This is a genomic window from Cereibacter sp. Soil_C_27, from assembly GCF_057657095.1.
The window spans coordinates 1-17,508 of record NZ_JBDGJD010000003.1 but is presented as its reverse complement, the minus strand read 5'-3'; the positions used below and the strand labels follow the sequence as shown (position 1 = coordinate 17,508).

Annotated in this window: 15 protein-coding genes and 3 pseudogenes; 2 read left to right on the top strand and 16 right to left on the bottom strand. The window is 65.8% G+C overall.

Going from position 1 to position 17,508, the window contains the following annotated elements; genetic code table 11:
* Window positions 1-55 precede the first annotated feature (55 nt).
* The 10 genes from AC3A5Z_RS12260 to AC3A5Z_RS12215 all read right to left on the bottom strand — a co-directional run bounded on the left by AC3A5Z_RS12260 (window position 56) and on the right by AC3A5Z_RS12215 (window position 10,765).
* Window positions 56-1,252 carry an acetylornithine transaminase gene (locus AC3A5Z_RS12260; protein WP_487519627.1) on the bottom strand — a complete coding sequence of 399 codons (1,197 nt, stop codon included), beginning with the start codon at window positions 1,250-1,252 and terminating at the stop codon, window positions 56-58.
* On the bottom strand, window positions 1,252-2,901 hold the full coding sequence (locus tag AC3A5Z_RS12255; RefSeq protein WP_487519626.1) for a GMC family oxidoreductase: 1,650 nt from the start codon (window positions 2,899-2,901) through the stop codon (window positions 1,252-1,254). Before AC3A5Z_RS12255 ends, AC3A5Z_RS12260 begins: the two co-directional genes overlap by 1 nt.
* A complete protein-coding gene (locus AC3A5Z_RS12250) occupies window positions 2,898-3,692 on the bottom strand; it encodes a shikimate dehydrogenase family protein (RefSeq protein WP_487519625.1) in 795 nt (264 codons plus the stop codon). The genes AC3A5Z_RS12255 and AC3A5Z_RS12250 overlap by 4 nt, the downstream gene beginning before the upstream one ends.
* Entirely contained in the window at window positions 3,689-4,504 is an 816-nt protein-coding gene (locus tag AC3A5Z_RS12245; RefSeq protein ID WP_487519624.1) for an ABC transporter permease, read from the bottom strand. Before AC3A5Z_RS12245 ends, AC3A5Z_RS12250 begins: the two co-directional genes overlap by 4 nt.
* Window positions 4,497-5,360 (bottom strand): ABC transporter permease, encoded by an 864-nt coding sequence (locus AC3A5Z_RS12240; protein ID WP_487519623.1) that lies wholly within the window; start codon window positions 5,358-5,360, stop codon window positions 4,497-4,499. Before AC3A5Z_RS12240 ends, AC3A5Z_RS12245 begins: the two co-directional genes overlap by 8 nt.
* Before the next feature lie 4 nt (window positions 5,361-5,364).
* A complete protein-coding gene (locus tag AC3A5Z_RS12235; protein WP_487519622.1) occupies window positions 5,365-6,447 on the bottom strand; it encodes an ABC transporter ATP-binding protein in 1,083 nt (360 codons plus the stop codon).
* Between the two features lie 121 nt (window positions 6,448-6,568).
* Window positions 6,569-7,351, bottom strand: coding sequence for an HpcH/HpaI aldolase family protein (locus AC3A5Z_RS12230; protein ID WP_487519621.1), 783 nt, complete (start codon window positions 7,349-7,351; stop codon window positions 6,569-6,571).
* A 47-nt stretch (window positions 7,352-7,398) separates the two neighbouring features.
* Window positions 7,399-9,003, bottom strand: a complete 1,605-nt coding sequence (locus AC3A5Z_RS12225) for an amidase (protein WP_487519620.1) — start codon at window positions 9,001-9,003, stop codon at window positions 7,399-7,401.
* Complete coding sequence (locus AC3A5Z_RS12220; RefSeq protein WP_487519619.1) at window positions 9,003-10,097, bottom strand: ABC transporter substrate-binding protein; 1,095 nt, start codon at window positions 10,095-10,097, stop codon at window positions 9,003-9,005. Before AC3A5Z_RS12220 ends, AC3A5Z_RS12225 begins: the two co-directional genes overlap by 1 nt.
* A 122-nt stretch (window positions 10,098-10,219) precedes the next feature.
* Complete coding sequence (locus AC3A5Z_RS12215) at window positions 10,220-10,765, bottom strand: cupin domain-containing protein (RefSeq protein WP_487519618.1); 546 nt, start codon at window positions 10,763-10,765, stop codon at window positions 10,220-10,222.
* Between the two features lie 202 nt (window positions 10,766-10,967).
* On the opposite strand from AC3A5Z_RS12215, the gene hisD reads away from it, so the two are divergent.
* Window positions 10,968-12,245: a histidinol dehydrogenase gene (hisD, locus tag AC3A5Z_RS12210; protein WP_487519617.1), complete on the top strand. Its 1,278-nt coding sequence runs from the start codon at window positions 10,968-10,970 to the stop codon at window positions 12,243-12,245.
* Between the two features lie 647 nt (window positions 12,246-12,892).
* Here the strand turns inward: hisD and AC3A5Z_RS12205 are convergent.
* The 6 genes and pseudogenes from AC3A5Z_RS12205 to AC3A5Z_RS12180 form a co-directional block, all read right to left on the bottom strand.
* A complete protein-coding gene (locus tag AC3A5Z_RS12205) occupies window positions 12,893-14,044 on the bottom strand; it encodes an iron-containing alcohol dehydrogenase (protein ID WP_487519616.1) in 1,152 nt (383 codons plus the stop codon).
* 172 nt (window positions 14,045-14,216) lie between these two features.
* Window positions 14,217-15,173, bottom strand: coding sequence for a hypothetical protein (locus tag AC3A5Z_RS12200; protein WP_487519615.1), 957 nt, complete (start codon window positions 15,171-15,173; stop codon window positions 14,217-14,219).
* 250 nt (window positions 15,174-15,423) lie between these two features.
* Window positions 15,424-16,146, bottom strand: a complete 723-nt coding sequence (locus tag AC3A5Z_RS12195) for an RraA family protein (protein WP_487519614.1) — start codon at window positions 16,144-16,146, stop codon at window positions 15,424-15,426.
* Window positions 16,147-16,191: 45 nt separating this feature from the next.
* Window positions 16,192-16,431: pseudogene (locus tag AC3A5Z_RS12190) on the bottom strand (TOBE domain-containing protein); the annotation flags it as partial.
* Window positions 16,432-16,551 (bottom strand): annotated as a pseudogene (locus tag AC3A5Z_RS12185) (hypothetical protein); the annotation flags it as partial.
* A gap of 243 nt (window positions 16,552-16,794) precedes the next feature.
* A pseudogene (locus AC3A5Z_RS12180) lies at window positions 16,795-17,070 on the bottom strand (ATP-binding cassette domain-containing protein); the annotation flags it as partial.
* A gap of 108 nt (window positions 17,071-17,178) precedes the next feature.
* Between AC3A5Z_RS12180 and AC3A5Z_RS12175 the strand changes: the two are divergent.
* Window positions 17,179-17,463: a glycosyltransferase gene (locus AC3A5Z_RS12175; protein WP_487520108.1), complete on the top strand. Its 285-nt coding sequence runs from the start codon at window positions 17,179-17,181 to the stop codon at window positions 17,461-17,463.
* The last annotated feature ends 45 nt before the right edge of the window (window positions 17,464-17,508 follow it).

Below are 17,508 nucleotides of genomic sequence, written 5' to 3'. Positions count from 1 at the left end.
ACACGCAGACCTGCAGGCGATGGGGGCCGCGGCTTTGCCCGGCCCCCTATCCTGTTTACGCCGACAGCTCGGCACAGGCCGCGTCGAGGGCGGCGCAGGCTTCTTCGATGTGGCTGGCGTCGATCACCAGCGGCGGCAGGACGCGCACGACATTGTGGCCCGCCGGACCCGCGATCATCCGCTGCCGCCGCAGGGCGGCAAGCAGGTCGGTATTCGTCACCGCATCGGCGCAGCGCAGCCCGAGCAGGAGCCCGAGCCCGCGAACTTCGGCGATCACCGTCGGATGACGGGCAGCCACATCCTCGAGCCTGCCGCGCAGCTCCGCCGCGGTCTTCTCGACCTGCGCAAGGAAACCCTCGGCCAAGAGGATGTCGAGCACGGTGTTGCCGACCGCCGCAGCCAGAGGGTTGCCACCCAGCGTGGAACCATGGCTGCCCGGCGTGACCGTCGCCGCCACCTCTGCCGTCGCGAGGACGGCGCCGAGCGGAAAGCCCGCGCCGAGGCCCTTCGCGCAGGCCATGATATCGGGCGTGATGCCGTAATGCTCATGCGCGAAGAGCTTGCCCGTCCGCCCCACCCCGGTCTGCACCTCGTCGAGGACCAGAAGCAGCCCGTGCGCGTCGCAATGCGCCCGCAGCTCGGTAACGAAGTCGCGCGGGAAGCTGCGGATGCCGCCGTCGCCCTGCACCAGCTCCAGCAGCACCGCCGCGGTCTCGGGGCCGGTCGCGCGGCGCACCGCCTCGATGTCGGCAAAGGGCACGCAATCGAAGCCGGACATGATCGGCTCGTAGCCCTTCTGCAGCTTGGCCTGCCCGCCCGCGGCGATATCGGCCATCGTGCGGCCGTGGAAGCCGTCGACAAAGGTGATCGTGCGCCAGCGCCCGGGGCTGCTGCCCATGTTCTGCACGCGGCGCACCAGTTTCAGGGCGAAGTCGACCGCCTCGCCGCCAGAGTTGGTGAAGAACACCCCTTTGGCAAAGCTCGCCGCGCAGAGCCGTTCCGCCAGCCGCTCCTGCCCCGCAGTTTGCAGGAGGTTGGAGGAATGCCAGAGCTGCCCCGCCTGACGGGTCAGCGACTCGACCAGCGCGGGATGGCAATGGCCAAGCGCATTGACCGCGACACCGGCGAGGAAGTCGAGATAGCGCGTGCCGTCCTCGTCCCAGAGATAGCAACCCTCGCCGCGGGCGGCGCGGATCGGAGCCGGGGAATAGGCGCTCATCAGCGCGCGGCGCGGGGTCTGGGGGCTGTTCATCACTGTGTCTCCATCCGGGTTGCCGCGGGCGCTGTCGCTGCTGCGCGGGCATCTGCTAGGATCATGTCGGAGGCCTTCTCGGCGATCATCATCACCGCGGCCTGCGTATTCGCCGAGGGCATGAGCGGCATTACCGAGGCATCGACGATGCGCAGCCCCCCGAGCCCGTGAGCCCGCAACCGCTCGTCCACCACGGCACCGGGGCCCGAGCCCATCGCGCAGGTGCCGACGGGGTGGTAGATGCTCTGACCGTTGGCGCGGGCGAAGGACAGCCAGTCGGCATCGCTCGCGACCTCTGCACCGGGCGTGAGCTCGCCCGCCACCCAAGGCTGCATGGCAGGCTGGCCGATCACGTGGCGTGCGACCTTCATGCCATCGACGATGACGCGGCGGTCGGTCTCGCTGTCGAGGAAGTTGGGGCGGATCACCGGGGCGTCGCGATGACTGGCACTGCGCGCATGGATCGTCCCGCGCGACTCCGGGCGAAGCTGGGTCACTCCGACCGTGAGCCCCGGTTTGCGGTCGAGCTTGCGGTTGCCCGCATCCGGATAGCTGGCATGGACGAAGAAGAACTGCACATCCGGCCGCTCCACCTCGGGGCGCGAGCGCACGAACCCATGCGCAAGCCCGGTGCCGAGCGTCAGCACCCCGCGGCGGAACAGCAGATACTGGCCCATCGCCACCCCGAGATGCCAGCCGCGCGTCCGCTCGTTCAGGGTGATCGGTTGTGTCACCCGCCAGTTCATCCGCGTGGCGAAATGCTCCTGATAATTGGCCCCGACACCCGGAAGCGCATGGTGCACCGGCAGCTGCAGCCGCGCCAGCTCGCGCGGATCGCCGATGCCCGACAGCTCCAGAAGCTGCGGCGACTGAACGGCCCCGGCGCAGAGGATGACCTCGCGCCGCGCCCGCACCGATGTGGCTGCGCCCTGCCATAGGAAGCTCGCGCCGACCACGCGCCTGCCGTCCAGATCAAGGCGGGTCACCTCGGCGCCGGTGAGGATGGTCAGGTTCGGGCGGTTCTGCGCCGGATCGAGATAGGCCTCGGCCATGTGCCAGCGGCGGCCCTGCTTCTGCAGCACCTGATAATAGCCGAAGCCCTCCTGATCGGCGCCGTTGTAATCGGGATTGACCGGATGGCCCGCTTCCGCCGCGGCCCGGATGAAACTGTCCGAGATCGGGTTCGTCTCGGACACCTGCACGACGCTGACTGGCCCCGAGCGCCCGCGGATCGCCGGATCGCCGCCGGAATAGCTTTCCAGCTTGCGGAAATAGGGCAGGACATCCTCGTAGTTCCAGCCACGCGCGCCGAACTGGCCCCAGCTGTCGTAGTCCTCGGGCTGGCCGCGCACATAGATCATGCCGTTGATCAGGCTGGAGCCGCCCAGCCCGCGTCCGCGCGGCACCACGATCTGCCGGTTGTTGAGCGCGGGTTCCGGCTCGGTCCGAAAGCCCCAGTTGTAGGCGGGATGGTTCATCAGCTTGACGAAACCCGCAGGCATCCGGATCCAGGGGCTGCGCGGCGCGCTGCCCGCCTCCAGCACCAGCACCCGGTTGCGTGCATCGGCGGAAAGCCTGTTGGCCAGAATGCACCCCGCCGTCCCGCCACCGACGATGACGTAGTCCCAGTCGCGTTCGGCAAGTGTCATCGGGTCATCCCGAGAAAGGCCGCCATCAGCCCCAGCTGAGCCGCGAGCATCGGCGCGCCCTTGTGGATGCGGCAGCCGGTGGCAGCGGCATGGCTCAGCATCGGCGTCATCTCGGGCGCCATGATCACCTCGGCCACCGCCATCTCCGGCGTGAGGCGCAAGAGATCGAAGGGCGCCGGATCGCCCGGCTTCATGCCGAGCGCGGTCGCATTGACCGCAAGATCGTGGCCGGAAGGATCGCTGCCAGCAGTGACCGGGAGGGAGGGGAAGGAGGCACTGAGCCGTGCGGCAAGATCGCGGGCGGTCGCTTCCGTGCGGTTGTGGATCGTCAGCCGGGCGATCCCGGCTTCGGCCAGACCGAAGGCGATGGCATTCCCCGCCCCGCCTGCCCCCGCCAGAAACACCGAGCGTCCGGCGGGCGGGAGGCCCGCGCCACGCAGCCCCTCGACGAAGCCCAGCCCGTCCAGCATATCCGCCACCAGCCGGCCATCCGGCTCGCGTCGCACCGCATTGGCCGCGCCGATGGCCTGCGCGCGCGGGCTGGCCTCGTCGACAAGCCCGAGGATCGCCTTCTTGTGCGGCACGGTGACGATGCAGCCGCCGAAGTTCCGCATCTGCCGCAGAGCGCGCACGACCTCCGGCAGCTCGGCCGCGCCGACATGCATCGGGACCATGACGCCGTCGGTGCCGCGCTCTGCCATCAGCGCGTTCAGCCCCTGCGGTGTCCGGACCTGCGCGATCGGATCGGCGAGGATCGCGAACAGGCGGGTGGCGCCGGTGATCGGCATCATGCGTCCCGGTCCCCGCCCACCGCCTTCTGGCTGGCGGACTTGGTCAGGTTGCCGATCCACATCATGCCGACCGTGACGGTGACGAAGACGGTCGAGGCCGCGGCGATGATCGGGGACAGCGAGAACTCGATATCCTCGAAGAGCTTGCGGGTGATGGTCTTGTGCTCCACGCCGGAGATGAAGAACGAGACGATGGTCTCGTCGAAGGAGGCGAGAAAGGCGAAGATCAGGCTGGCCGAGACCGCGGGCAGGATCAGCGGCAGCGTGATCGTACGGAAGGCGGTCAGCCGCGACGCCCCGAGGTTCAGCGCCGCCATCTCGAGCGAGGGCGAGAGCCGCTGCAGCGCCGCCGAGATCAGCAGCACGACATAGGGCACGGCCAGCGCGGTGTGGATCAGCACGAAGCCGAGCCGCGTGCCGGTGAGGCCGAGCGGTGCGAACTGCAGATAGACCGCGATGGCCACGATGATATGCGGCACGATCAGAGGGGCGAGCACCAGCGCCTCGATCGTGCTCCGCCCCGGCAGACCGCCACGCACCAGCGCGATGGCCGCCATCGTGCCGACCACAGTGGCGCAGATCGCCGTGGCGAAGGCGATCTGCAGCGAGAACAGCGTCGCCGAGATCCAGGCCGAGTCCGAGAAGAAGGCCGTATACCAGCGCAGCGAGAAGCCGTCCGGCGGGAACTTCAGATAGCTCGACGGGCTCACCGACATTGGGATGATCAGCAGCGTCGGCAGGATCAGGAAGACCAGGATCAGCATGCTGAAGGCGACGAAGGTCCGGTCGGCCCAGGTTTTCTGCTCAGTCATTGGCGACCACCCGTTCTAGATTCAGGAAACGCTTGAAGGCGATGGTGATGCCCAGCGACAGGACGAGAAGCACCAGCGAGATCGCCCCGGCGAAAGGCCAGTTCAGAAGCTCGGTCGCCTGCTGTCCGATCAGCGTCGCGATCATCAGCGTGTTGGGCCCGCCGAGCAGCGCCGGGGTGACGTAGAAGCCCAGCGACATGACGAAGACGATCAGGCAGCCGGCAAAGACTCCCGGCAGGCTCAGCGGGAGCACCACTGAGACGAAGGTGCGTATCCGCCCCGCGCCGAGATTGGCCGCGGCCAGTGGCAGATCCTTGGGCAGGCTCTTCAGCGACGAGAAGATCGGCAGCACCATGAAGGGCAGCAGCACATGGGCCATCGCCACCAGCACCGCCCCCTCGGTGTAAAGCAGGGTCAGCGGCTTGTCGGTGATGCCCAGCCCCTGCAGCGCGCTGTTGATCAGCCCGCGCCGTTCCAGAAGCACGATCCAGGCGTAGGAGCGGACCAGCACCGATGTCCAGAGCGGCACCAGCACGCAGATCATCGCCAGCTTGGTCACCCATCCGCTGGAGCGGGCCATCAGCGCCGCCACCGGATAGCCGAGGCAGAGCGCGATGAAGGTGGTGATGCAGGCGATCCAGATCGTGCGCCAGATGACGCTGAGATAGAGCGGCTCGTCCCAGATGCGGCGGTAGTTGTCGAGATTCAGGTTCGGCTCGGTCACGCTGGTCAGGATCAGCCTGCCGATGGGCAGGAAGAACGACCATCCCAGCAGCAACACGAGCGGCAGGATCAGCATGACCGCCATGATCAGCGGCATCTGGCCACGCGGCGCGGATTTGGTTCGGGCTGTCATCGCGTCACCCGGCGGCCGGAAACAGGCTGGCGCGGTCCGGCTGCCAGCTTGCGCGGACGGCGGTGCCCGGCTGCAGGCTGGCCGCCGGCGAGATCGCGGGCACGTCGGCGCGCAGCGTGGCACCGCCCGGCAGGGCGATGTGGACGGCGACGGTCGCGCCGTTGAACACCACCTGCGCCACCTTACCCAGAAGCCCCGGAGCCGTGGCTTCGGTAGCGACAGAGACATGCTCGGGCCGGACGGCCAGCACTGCCGCCTCGCCCTGTTTCAGCGTCTCGTTCATCCGGGCCTGCGCCGTGCCTGCGGGTGTCTCGACGACGCAGATCCCCCCGGTCGCCCCGGCAATCCGGCCCGGCACGAAGCTCGTCTCGCCGATGAACTCGGCGACGAAGGCATTGGCCGGATGGTCGTAGAGGCTGCGCGGGCTGCCGAGCTGCGCAAGGCGGCCGTGGTTCATCACCGCGACCCGGTCGGACATGGTGAGCGCCTCTTCCTGATCGTGGGTCACGTAGATGACCGTGGCGCCCAGCCGCTGCTGCAGCTCCTTCAGCTCGATCTGCATGTGTTGGCGCAGTTTCTTGTCCAGTGCGCCCAGCGGCTCGTCCATCAGGATCACGGGCGGGTCGAAGACGATGGCGCGGGCCAGAGCCACGCGCTGCTGCTGACCACCCGACAGTTCCGAAGGCTTGCGTTCGGCGAAGGCTTCGAGCTTGACCATCTCCAGCGCCCCCCGCAGGCGCTCGTCGCGCTCGGACCGGCCCATCTTGCGCATCTTCAGCGGGAAGAGGATGTTGTCGGCCACGCTCATATGCGGAAAAAGTGCATAGCGCTGGAAGACGAGGGCGATGTCGCGCTTGTTGGCAGGCACATGGGTGATGTCGCGCCCGCCGACGGTAATCCGACCGGATTGCGGATGATCGAAGCCCGCGAGCATCATCAGCAGCGTCGTCTTGCCCGAGCCAGAGGGGCCGAGAAGCGACACGAATTCACCCGCCCCGACATCCAGCGACACATCGGCCACGGCGTTCACGGGGCCATAGCTTCGCCAGAGGTTTTCGACGGTTACCTGCAGTCCCTTGGCGGTCATGCACGATTCCTTTCTGGAAGGGGGTCAAGCTGGGCGGCCCGAGCATCGGAAGAAGGGTCGATTGTGGCCAAGTTGCCTGACCAATAACGGCAAACGATCCACGTTTCAAGCGTCACGGCGCTCACCCTGAAAACTTGGCCTTCAGGGCCCGGGCGCCGTTCAGGACAAGCGACTGGTCGGAGCCGCAGACGAAGACGCTGACGCCTTCGGCCTGCCACTCCTGCATCTTGTCGGGGCTGCCGACGAAGAGCCCGCTGGCCTTGCCGGCCCGCCGCGCGGCGGCGACGACGGCCCGGATCGCCTCGATCATCTGTGGCGCATCCTGACGGCAACCGAGGGACAGTGCCAGATCGGCAGGTCCGACAAAGAGCACATCGACCTGCGGCACCGCGGCGATCTCGTCCAGCCGCTGCAGCGCCGCCTCATCCTCGATCTGCGCCATGATGACGGTCTCGGCATCCATCCGGCTGCGATACTCGGCGGCATCGCAGGTGCCATAGTCCCCTGCCCTGCCCGACGGCGAGAAGCCCCGCTGGCCCAGATCGTATTTCACGGCCCCGGCAATGGCCTCGGCAGTGGCGGCGCTGGCGACATGCGGCGTCATCACCCCGATGCAGCCCAGGTCGAGGCCCGGCCAGATCGCGTTCGCCTCGGTGCCTGCCGAGCGGAACAGAAGCGGCAGGCCCGTGGATCGCGCCCCGAGGGCAAGGAGGTCGAGCGCACCCAGATCGATCGGGGCATGCTCCATGTCAGCCACCGCGAAATCCAGACCGGCACGGCCCAGAAGCTCGGTCACATGCGGCGCCGGGGTCTTGACGAAGACGCCGACCAGCGGCTCCCCGCGCAGGATCCGGGCGCGCAGCCCCTGTTCGGGTGTCTGAGAGGTGGCAGAGGCTGCACCCATTCCGGCATTCCTTCCAACTGAAACGGTCTATGTTGCGGCGCCGCCCGTCACTCGGGCAGCGGGATGTCCAGCCAGCGGCTGGCCCGTTCGATCACCCGCGCCGCGCGCAGGACCAAGGCCTCGTCGAACCGCCGCCCGACGATCTGAACGGCCAGCGGCAGCCCGTCGCGGCTGAGCCCCAGCGGCACGCTGATCGCCGGATGGCCCGACACGTTGAAGGCGGTCGATTGCAGCGGCCAGCGGCTCGCCGCCCCTGTCGCATCGAGCGGCGGCGCGGGGGCAAGCGAGATCGCCGTCACCAGCAGGTCGTGCCGCTCCAACACCGCATCGACCCGCCCCGCGAGGTCGCGCTGCAGATCGAGCGCCGCGAGATACTCCTGCGTCGAGACCGCTGCCCCGATGGCAAAGCGCCGGGCGGCGACCGCCCCGTAGTCCTTTGCGCGGGTGCGCAGCTGACCGCGATGGATGGCATAGGCCTCGGCCAGCATGATCGTGCGACCGCAGGCCTGGAACAGCCCCTGGTCCGGCAGCTCGCAGGTCTCGACCGAGGCGCCGGCATCGGCCACATGGGCTAGCGCCTGTTCGATGGCGTCGGCGGAGTCGGGGTCGAGATCCGGGACGTCGCCGAAGAACGCGCGGGGCACGCCGATGCTCTTGCCCGAGACACCCGCCTCGAGCCCGGCCAGATAGTCGGCAACGGGCACGTCGGCGCTGCCCGGATCGGCAGGGTCGTGACCCGCCATCACCGTCAGCGCGATGGCCGCATCCTCGACGCTGCGCGTCAGGGGGCCGCAATGGTCGAGACTGCCCGCCAGCGGATAGACCCCCCGCCGCGATACCCGCCCGAAGGTCGGCTTCAGGCCCACCGCGCCGCACCAGGCGGCGGGGCCTCGGATCGAGCCGGTCGTGCAGCTGCCGAGTGCGAGCGCCACATATCCGGCGGCAACCGCCGCGCCCGAGCCGGAGGAGGACCCGCCCGGCACCCGGTCGAGGTTCCACGGATTGCGCGCGGGCGGAAACGGCAGATCATAGCTCGGCCCGCCGAGAGCGAATTCGAAAGTGTCGAGCTTGCCCAGAAGGATCGCCCCGGCCTCCCTGAAGGCGGAGGCCATGGCCGAGTCTTCAGGAGCCCGGTGGTCGAGCCGCAGCCAGGAGCCACAGGTCGTCGGCAACCCGGCGGCGTCGTAGATGTCCTTGAGCGCGTAGGGGATGCCATGCATCGGCCCGCGGTCGCGGCCCTCCGCCAGTTCGGCATCCGCCCGTCTGGCTGCGGCGAGTGCCGCCCCGGCGTCGAGAGTGACGAAGGCATGGACCCTGTCGTCCCGCGACGCGATGCGGCTCAGGGCAAGGCGCGTGAGCGTCTCCGAAGACACCTTCCCCCGGCGCAGGAGGCGTGCCGCCTCGCGGATCGACAGGGCCGGCCTGCCCCCGGGTGGTTGCGTCGCCGGGCCAGACGCCGCGCGCACCTGCGAGAGCTTGTCGCGAAGGTCGGCATATTCGGTTGCAGCGTCGTCGAGCCGGTCCTCGGCGAGGGTGATCCCCTCGGCCTGCAGCACCCGCAACAGCCCTTCGCGAGGCGGCCCCGCCAAGGAGGCGGGGCCGGTCGTCGGCGGGCTGCCCGCGACTTCGTCAGGGGCAGCCGGTTCGCTCATCAGCTGGCGATCCAGGCGTTCCAGCGCTCCAGCGCCGCAGCACGGTTCTGCTCGAGCCAGTCGGCATCGGGCACGATGATCTGGTCGATGATCTCGGGCACTGCGCCGAACACCCGCTTTTCCTCTTCGCCCAGCAGAGCCTGCGCCTCGACATTGGAGGTCGCGTAGCCGGTCTCGCGGGTGAAGTTGACGTGGTTCTGCGGGTTGCTCATGTAGAAGTCGATGAAGGCCCGGGCGGCGTTCGGGTGCGGCGCGCCCTTCAGGATGGCCCAGGCGCCGAAATCGGCCACCGCATTGTCCCAGGACCATTCCAGTGGAACGCCCTGCTCTCGCGTCGCATAGGCCGTGCCGCTCCACATCAGCGTCATCACCGCATCGCCCGAACGCATCACGTCCTGCGCCTGCGAGCCGGTGCGCCACCAGACCGAGATATGCGGCTTGATCTCGTCAAGCTTGGCGAAGGCACGGTCGAGATCCAGCGGGAAGATCTCTGCCGGAGCCACACCGTCGGCGATCAGCGCCGCGATCAGCGTGGCCCAGGGGCTGCCGGTGTTCGGGAGGGCGCGCGGGCCGGGGAAGCCCTCGAAATCCCACATGTCAGCCCAGGTCTGCGGCTTTTTCTCGGCGAAGACCTCGGGGTTGAAGGCCAGAACCTGTCCGCCGACAAGGTATTGCACGCCACGACCGCCGCAGGCGCGCGGGATGCCCGCGGTGGCGACATTCGGCATGGCCGAGCAGTCGCCTAGATCTTCCAGAAGATCGGGCATCTTGTTCAGCTCGTAATACTGCGGCGAGATGATGTCCCACTCCACGCGGCCCGCAGTCTGCATCGCCGTCGATTTGGCGATCATGTCGCCATAGGAGGCCTCGACCGGCACGACGCGCACGCCCGTCGCCTCGGTGAAGGGGTCGAAGAAGTTGCGCTTGAGCGCCTCGCCAAAGCTGCCCCCCGTCGAGCGGATGATCAGCGTGTCCTCCAGCCCCTCGGTTGCGGCAAGAGCCTGCCCCGGCAGCGCGAGCCCGGTCAGACCGCCTCCGATGGCGACGGCGCCGATCCCGGCGGTGCCCTTCAGCATTCCACGACGTGTGAGCATTCTCATTCCTCTCCTGCTAAACGCTTGGCTCTGCGACCAACAGGTAACCATGTTACCAGACCAATTTTGCAAATCAACTCTTTGCTGACGCAGCGTCGTCCTTTCTGGTTCCATGTTTGGAATCAATAGGATGGCGGAGAAACCGCACTGACGATCCGGGCCACGCTGCTGCCGACATTGCGAAACCTGTGCGGCTCGCTGCTGTCGAAATAGTAACCGTCACCCTCCCTCAGAACACGAATCTGCTCGCCCACAGTCACCTCGACCGCACCGGCGACGACACATCCCGCCTCCTGCGCGGCATGGGTCAGCATCTCGCCGGTATCCGCCCCGACGGCATAGCTCTCCTTGAGAAACTGGAAGCTGCGGTAGGGATGGTGCAGGCCGATCAGGCGGTAGGAAATGCTGTCCGGATTGCCGATCTCGGGCAGGTCGGTCGCCGGATAGAAGGGGCTGCGCCTGCCGTCATGCAGCCCATCAAGAAACTCTGCCAACCTGCTGCCGAGCGCGTCGAGTATCGCCTGCAGCGTGTCGATGCTGGGGCTGATCCGGTCGCGCTCGATGAGCGAGACCGTCGTGTGGGACACGCCCGAGCGCAGCGCCAGTTCCCGGGTGCTGAGCTGGCGCCGCGTCCGCAGCGCCCGAAGCCGATTGCCGATCTTGGCCATTATACCGTCCATATCCTTGTTGACCGAACAGGAATTTCTGCCATTCGCCGAGAACGGATGGAAGGAATAGTTTCCAACCCGCCTCCCCCGTCTATCGCGTTGCGCGCTTGCAGATAGAGTCACGCGGAAAGACCTGCTGCCGGAACATGCCGCCACGTGTGAAATCCGGCCCGATTTACCCTCCCATCGAATGGACGCTCGCATGACCGAACCCTCAGGCATCACCTATATCAAGAAGCCCTCGCGCAGCGCGGTGGGCGACAACGCCCCGGTCGAGAAGCTGGTGGCCGAAGTGCTGGCCGCCGTGCGCAAGGACGGCGACGCCGCGGTGCGCACCTTCTCGCGCCAGTTCGACAAGGCCGATCTGGAAAGCTTCGAGGTGACCCCGGCGGAACGGCAAGCGGCACTCGACGCGCTCGACCCGCAGAGCCGCAAGGACACCGAATTCGCCATCGCCAATGTCCGCGCCTTCGCGGAGGCGCAGCTCGCCACCATGCAGCCGCTGGAGGTCGAGCTTCTGCCGGGGGTCCACATGGGCCATCGCGTGATCCCGGTGGAGCGCGTCGGCTGCTACGTCCCGGGCGGGCGCTACCCGCTGCTCTCGGCGCCGGTAATGACCATCGTTCCGGCCAAGGTGGCCGGGGTCGACGAGATCGTTGCCTGCCTGCCGCCGAACGCCCATCCGGCGATGATCGCGGGCTGCCACCTGTCAGGGGCGGACCGCATCTTCCGCATCGGCGGCGCGCAGGCCATCGCCGCCATGGCCTTCGGCACCGAGACCGTGCCGGCGGTGGACAAGATCGTCGGTCCCGGCAATGCCTTCGTGAACGAGGCCAAGCGTCAGGTTTTCGGCCCCATCGGCATCGACCAGCTGGCAGGCCCTTCCGAGATCTTCATCGTCGCGGACGAGACCGGCGATGCCGAGATGATCGCCACCGACCTTCTGGCGCAGGCCGAGCATGACGTGCGGACCCGCGTCGGCCTGATCACCACGCATGAGCCGCTGGCGCGCGCCGTGCTGCAGGAGATGGACCGTCAGCTCGCCGATCTCTCCACCGCCGAGACCGCAGGGGCGGCCTGGCGCGACTATGGCGAGATCGCGCTCTGCGCCGACGCCGCGGCGATGATCGCCTATTCCGACCACATCGCCGCCGAACATCTGCAGGTCCACACCGCCGATGCACGCCAGTTCGCCACCCGACTCAGGAACTACGGTTCGCTCTTCATCGGCGAGCTGGCCTCGGTGGTCTATTCCGACAAGTGCTCGGGGACCAACCACACCCTGCCGACGATGGCCGCAGGCCGCTATACCGGCGGGCTCTGGGTCGGGACCTACGTCAAGATCGCCACGCACCAGTGGCTCACCGCCGAGGGCGTGAGCCAGGTTGCCCCACCCGCCGCGCGGCAGGCTGCGAACGAAGGTCTCGAAGGCCATCGCCGCGCCGCGCAACTTCGGCTCGACCGGCTGCAGGCGTCCTGAAGATAGCGAGGGGGCCGCTGTCCCCCCTTCCCCCACGCGACCCTCGGCCCGCCGTCCAGCCGCCGTCCAGCATCAGCGCCGAGGCGTTGGATTATTAACCTGCGCCGACAGGCGTAGATGACCACCGGGCTCCGGTCGCGGCTGGGTGAAAGACCAATGGCAGGTCACTGGGCGCCTAATACAAAGGAAAAAAATCTGCAGTGCTCCGGCGCCTAGCGTTAGGTTAGGCCGGAGCGGCCTTCTATTTCGGTCGTGGCGCGTGTCTTTTAAATAGCAAGTAATTTGCGGCGCCACCCCACAGGGAAATCTCCGATACTGAGGGTATCCTGATAACTCGAGCTGCGTTAACGACAAAACCGACAACTGTTTGGCTCTGAATGCCTACGGTTGGAGCTGCCGCAGCTATGCGGCTCCCCGATATGCGGGGCAGGCTCCGGGACCGATCAGCTCGGGGCCCCCGGCTGGGGACGCTCAAGGATGTCCCGCAGATCGCGGCGGTAGTCTGAGGTCAGACGTGACTCGCATCATCCACGCGTCCCGCGTAGAGGATCAGCCCAATGAACCATAACTGCGCGTGGCGTTCCACCGACCCGGGGTGGCTGAAAACAAGGTTTGTGCAAGAGGAAACGGATACGATCAACGCTCCGTCACGCGGACCCCTGCAGTATCTCCAGATACTCCTGCCGGGTGGCAATTCGTGGGTTGGTGCCGTGGCAATGGTCATTCATTGCAGAGTGTGACACCTGTTCCATCATCTCCTCAGTCACGCCCATCGCAGCCAATCCCGAGGGCATTCCCAGACGCGCGTTCAGCGCAGCCCATTGCGTGGCGGGATCGCCGCCCATGCGGTTCGTGAGCACGTCCCATTTCATTCCGATACTGGGCCGATTGAAGCGCAGCACCTCCGGCATCAGCACGGCATTCAGCGTCCCATGATGCAGGTTGAGTGCACGGATTGCACCCAAGGGGTGGGTAAGCGCGTGTACCGCGCCCAGCCCCTTCTGGAAAGCCATCGCCCCGTGCAGCGCACAAACCATCATGTCGCGCCGTGCCTGCCGATCGCTGCCATCCTTGGTCGCCACCTCAATGGCGCGCAGGCCATGGTCCAACCCATACAGGGCAATTGCATCAGCTGGCGGATTGAATGAAGGTGCCATGTAAGTCTCAAGGCAGTGTGACAGTGCGTCCATTCCTGTCGCCGCCGTCAGCATCGGCGGCAGGCCGTAACTCAATTCGGGATCGCAAAGCGCGATGGTCGGCAGGATGTGGGGCGAGATGATGCCCAGCTTGCGGCCTTCGGCAGTAATGATGACCGCGGCGCGCCCGACTTCGGAGCCGGTGCCGGAGGTGGTAGGGACGGCGATCATCGGGCAGATGTTCGCGTGGATCAGCCTGACGCCGCCATTGACGGCAGCATATTGGTCCAGCGGCGGCTGGTGCCCCGATAGAAGCCGCACCGCCTTAGCCAAGTCCAGCGACGAACCGCCACCAATGCCCACGATCCCGTCACAACCCTCGGCTCTGTAGACTTCCAAGGCATCCATGACCGCGGCCTCGGTCGGGTTGGCGGGAGTCGCATCATAGACTACCGCCAAAGGGAGCGCGGACGTTGCACGCTCAACGATCCCGGTAGCCATCAGCCCCCTGTCCGTGGCGATGAGCGGCTTTGTCACCCCGATTTCGGCCAAGAGCGCTGGCAGCCTGCTGATCTGCCCTTCACCGAACTCTATTCGCGTCAGGTAGGAGATCGTGCCGCTCACGGCTTCCCACTGTGCCGCGGCGGCAATTTGAATGGTCATATCTTCCTCCCGATCGCCTCTGCATGAATGTCTTGGACGCGGTTTTGCAAACCGTTCCGATACACATGTAATTCGTGTCGACGCTGCCTTCCTCGAAGGCTACTCATCACCGGGTGTCGTCCTCTCCGATCCATAGCGTCGAACTCCGTGATTTGGTGCATCTTGATACTGTCTAGGCACGTTCAAGAAACTCGTCAGTCTTGGCTGTCTCGAAGGCCCGGAACGTCGGCAGCTTGCGCACGGCATTCAGCGCCGCCTGCTCTTCCTCGGTCAACGGTTCCGTCAAAACAGCCGCGTTAGCGGCAAGATACTCCGGCCGGTCAACACCGAGAATGATGACATCCGCATCTTCGGCAGCGGCCCATTTAAGGGCGGCGCGTGCCAAGAGACTCCGGTCGGTGATGCCAGCCTCTTCACCAAACTCGAAAAGAGCACTTTTGAAGAAAACCTCTCGCGCCACAATCCCGAGGCCCAGCCTGCGGGCATGTGGCATAACGCGTTCACGCGCAAGAGGATCGGCAAAGCTGAGGTCGGTGTTCAACGCATCGAACGCTCCGGAGTTCAGCATCGCGATATAGAGCCGTTCGCCCGAGAATGAATCGGCCACGGCAAAGCGGATCAGGCCCTCTTGCTTCAATATGTTGAGGTTGTGCTTCAGCCGCTCCAGATAATCGGGGGTGTTATCGATCGACCAGGCAAGCAAACCGACATTGAAAAAGTCGATCGTCTCGCGCCGGATCAGCCCCAGCCCCCGCTGCAGCTCTCGCCGCAGCAGGGTAAGGTCGAGCATCTTGGCGTTGTTTTGATCGTAGGAATAACAAAAGCCTTCGGGGCGGGTCTGCACGTAGACCTCGTACGGGGGTGGGATTTCAGCGAAGTTCCTGCCCAAGGCGTCTTTTTCGGAGTCGATGGTCACGTCGAAGATATTGATGCCAAGGTCGTAGGCCGCCGACAGGATGGCCTTGCGGTTGGGGCCGCCATAGCCTTCGCCAATATAGCCCGGTGTCACAGCAAGGCGCATGTCTTCGTTGAAACCTCGCGACTTGCTATTTGGCAGGTACTCGTGCCCGCCTAGGGCGATCCGCGACAGGGAAAGGCCCGTACGGCCAAATGGGCGCTTTTCGATCATCAGGACCTCCTTTGTTCTGCTTTGAGCGGGGCCGCGCATACCGATGTTCTCGGGGGTGTCGAAGAAGGTGATCCCTGACTCCCATATCCGGCGGAAGACCGGGTGCCCGGCCTCTTCTTCCGGTATCCAGTCCCGCCGAACTTCGAGGGTTCCGAAGGAAAGGCAGCCCAAGCAGGGCTGGATACCTCGCGGTCAGCGCTTCTGAATCTGCAAACCCCCATGTCGCCTCCTTCGCGATTGTGTGCATGCGTCAGTCTGTGCCCAGGCCGCTCTCGGCAAGGTAGCGTTTCATTGTCTCGGGGCTGGGGGGGTAGTAGCCGCGGACACCGCTACCCGCCGCGACCTGCTTTTGGATCCATGCATCCTGCCTTTCCTTGGCAACGGCCGCGTCGGCCACTTCTGCGGCCAGCGCAGCGGGGATGATGGCGACGCCGTCTTCATCCGCGACCACGAAATCGCCGGGCACGACCGCGACGCCGCCGCAGCCGATGATCGTCTGCATGTCGGCGGGCATCAATCCAGCAGGCGCGGGCGGGGCAGCGGGTCCAGCACAGTAGATCGGCAAGCCGAGCGCCTTGATCTGCTGGACGTCGCGCATCCCACCATCAGCCACAATGCCGGCTACGCCACGATATATAAGCTGTGTGATGAGTACGTCGCCGAGTGCGCCCACGCGCGCATCACGGTACATGTCGACGACCAACGTGGCACCCTCAGGGATTTCCTCCAGCGCCTTGGCGACCAAGCTGTCGGGCGAACCGAGGTCGGTCGAGACATTCATGTCCTCGCGCTGCGGCACATAGCGAAGGGTGTATGCCGGGCCGGCGAAGGTGCAATTCGCAGGATCCAGCGGCTTAACACCCTGAACTGCTCGAAAGCGGAGCCCGTGCTTCTTGTAAAGCTGGCCAGTGATCGCCGCAGTGGGAATGGTTCTGAGCCGGGCCGAAAGCTTCTTGATCTCGTCATCTGTCATAGTCAGGATCCTACATGTATTTGGTTTTGACCGCACGGCGCGCGGTCAAATCAGGCGCTTGCCGTTCGGGGTGGCGCCGTCGAAAAAGTGCGCCTTGTCTTCCGGGACAGCGAGGCCGATTACCTCGCCCGGACGCGCCTCAACACGCTCGCGGACAAGGGCCGTCACCGAGCCGCCGGCAGTTTCGGTCTGGACAATGGTTTCCGCGCCTGTGGGTTCAAGCAGGACCACCTTCGCCCGCAAGGCGTTGGGCGCGTCGGGGTCGCAAATGGTCAGATCCTCGGGACGGACGCCCAAGATCGCCCGCGTTCCCGCGGGAACGCTTGGCAGCCGGTTCAACTTCAACGCCGCCTCGCCCGTGGCGGAAAAACCGTCGGCGGTGATCTCGCCAGCCAGGAAGTTCATCGACGGCGAGCCGATGAATCCCGCCACGAACAGGCTGGCCGGACGATCGTAGACATCCAGCGGCGCGCCCATCTGTTCGATGTTGCCGTCCAGCATGACCACGATCTTGTCGGCCATGGTCATCGCTTCAATCTGGTCGTGGGTCACGTACACGGTGGTCGTCTTCAGCCGCTGATGCAGGTTCTTCACCTCGGCGCGCATCTGCACGCGCAGCTTGGCATCGAGGTTCGACAGCGGCTCGTCGAACAGGAAGACCTCGGGGTTGCGCACGATGGCGCGACCCATCGCCACGCGCTGACGCTGGCCGCCCGACAGCTGGCGGGGATAGCGGTCAAGCAGCTTGTCCATCCCTAGGATTGCGGCGGCATCCGCGACCTTGCCCTTGATTTCGTCTGGAGAATGGCGCCGCAGCTTGAGCGAGAAGCCCCTGTTCTCCTCGACGTTCATATGCGGATAGAGCGCGTAGTTCTGGAACACCATCGCAACATCCCGTTCCTTGGGAGGCGTGTCGCAACGCAATCTGTTCCTGAAGCCCAAATATCAGGCGATTCTTGCCACAGTTAAGTCGCAGTGATCGATCTTAAACTCCTCCTGGAAAAAACGGTTTGCTTGAAGGTTGGCCTTGCCATGAAGATGGAGTCTCTGTCTGTCGCAATCGTGCTGCCTTGTCTGAATGAAGCGGCAACCATTGCATCATGCGTTCGGCGCGCTCGTGAGGCAGTCGCTGAGATCCGGCGGCGGCATGGTCTCTCCGGTGAAGTGATTGTTGCTGACAATGGCAGCAGGGACGGGAGTAAAGAGATCGCCCGTCAAGCTGGTGCCAGAGTGATTGACGTGGCCGAGAGGGGCTATGGTGCAGCTCTGATGGGAGGGTTTGATGTGGTCTGCCCCCTGAAAAGTGGTCCTCCCTGAGGTAGGCTTTTGAGCCCATTGGAGGATGAGAAAATGGCACAGAAG

Excerpts from the sequence above, each read along its gene's own strand:
- AC3A5Z_RS12260 (WP_487519627.1), bottom strand. The coding sequence starts at position 1,252 with ATGAACAGCCCCCAGACCCCGCGCCGCGCGCTGATGAGCGCCTATTCC.
- AC3A5Z_RS12255 (WP_487519626.1), bottom strand. The coding sequence starts at position 2,901 with ATGACACTTGCCGAACGCGACTGGGACTACGTCATCGTCGGTGGCGGG.
- AC3A5Z_RS12250 (WP_487519625.1), bottom strand. The coding sequence starts at position 3,692 with ATGATGCCGATCACCGGCGCCACCCGCCTGTTCGCGATCCTCGCCGAT.
- AC3A5Z_RS12245 (WP_487519624.1), bottom strand. The coding sequence starts at position 4,504 with ATGACTGAGCAGAAAACCTGGGCCGACCGGACCTTCGTCGCCTTCAGC.
- AC3A5Z_RS12240 (WP_487519623.1), bottom strand. The coding sequence starts at position 5,360 with ATGACAGCCCGAACCAAATCCGCGCCGCGTGGCCAGATGCCGCTGATC.
- AC3A5Z_RS12235 (WP_487519622.1), bottom strand. The coding sequence starts at position 6,447 with ATGACCGCCAAGGGACTGCAGGTAACCGTCGAAAACCTCTGGCGAAGC.
- AC3A5Z_RS12230 (WP_487519621.1), bottom strand. The coding sequence starts at position 7,351 with ATGGGTGCAGCCTCTGCCACCTCTCAGACACCCGAACAGGGGCTGCGC.
- AC3A5Z_RS12225 (WP_487519620.1), bottom strand. The coding sequence starts at position 9,003 with ATGAGCGAACCGGCTGCCCCTGACGAAGTCGCGGGCAGCCCGCCGACG.
- AC3A5Z_RS12220 (WP_487519619.1), bottom strand. The coding sequence starts at position 10,097 with ATGCTCACACGTCGTGGAATGCTGAAGGGCACCGCCGGGATCGGCGCC.
- AC3A5Z_RS12215 (WP_487519618.1), bottom strand. The coding sequence starts at position 10,765 with ATGGCCAAGATCGGCAATCGGCTTCGGGCGCTGCGGACGCGGCGCCAG.
- hisD (WP_487519617.1), top strand. The coding sequence starts at position 10,968 with ATGACCGAACCCTCAGGCATCACCTATATCAAGAAGCCCTCGCGCAGC.
- AC3A5Z_RS12205 (WP_487519616.1), bottom strand. The coding sequence starts at position 14,044 with ATGACCATTCAAATTGCCGCCGCGGCACAGTGGGAAGCCGTGAGCGGC.
- AC3A5Z_RS12200 (WP_487519615.1), bottom strand. The coding sequence starts at position 15,173 with ATGATCGAAAAGCGCCCATTTGGCCGTACGGGCCTTTCCCTGTCGCGG.
- AC3A5Z_RS12195 (WP_487519614.1), bottom strand. The coding sequence starts at position 16,146 with ATGACAGATGACGAGATCAAGAAGCTTTCGGCCCGGCTCAGAACCATT.
- AC3A5Z_RS12175 (WP_487520108.1), top strand. The coding sequence starts at position 17,179 with ATGAAGATGGAGTCTCTGTCTGTCGCAATCGTGCTGCCTTGTCTGAAT.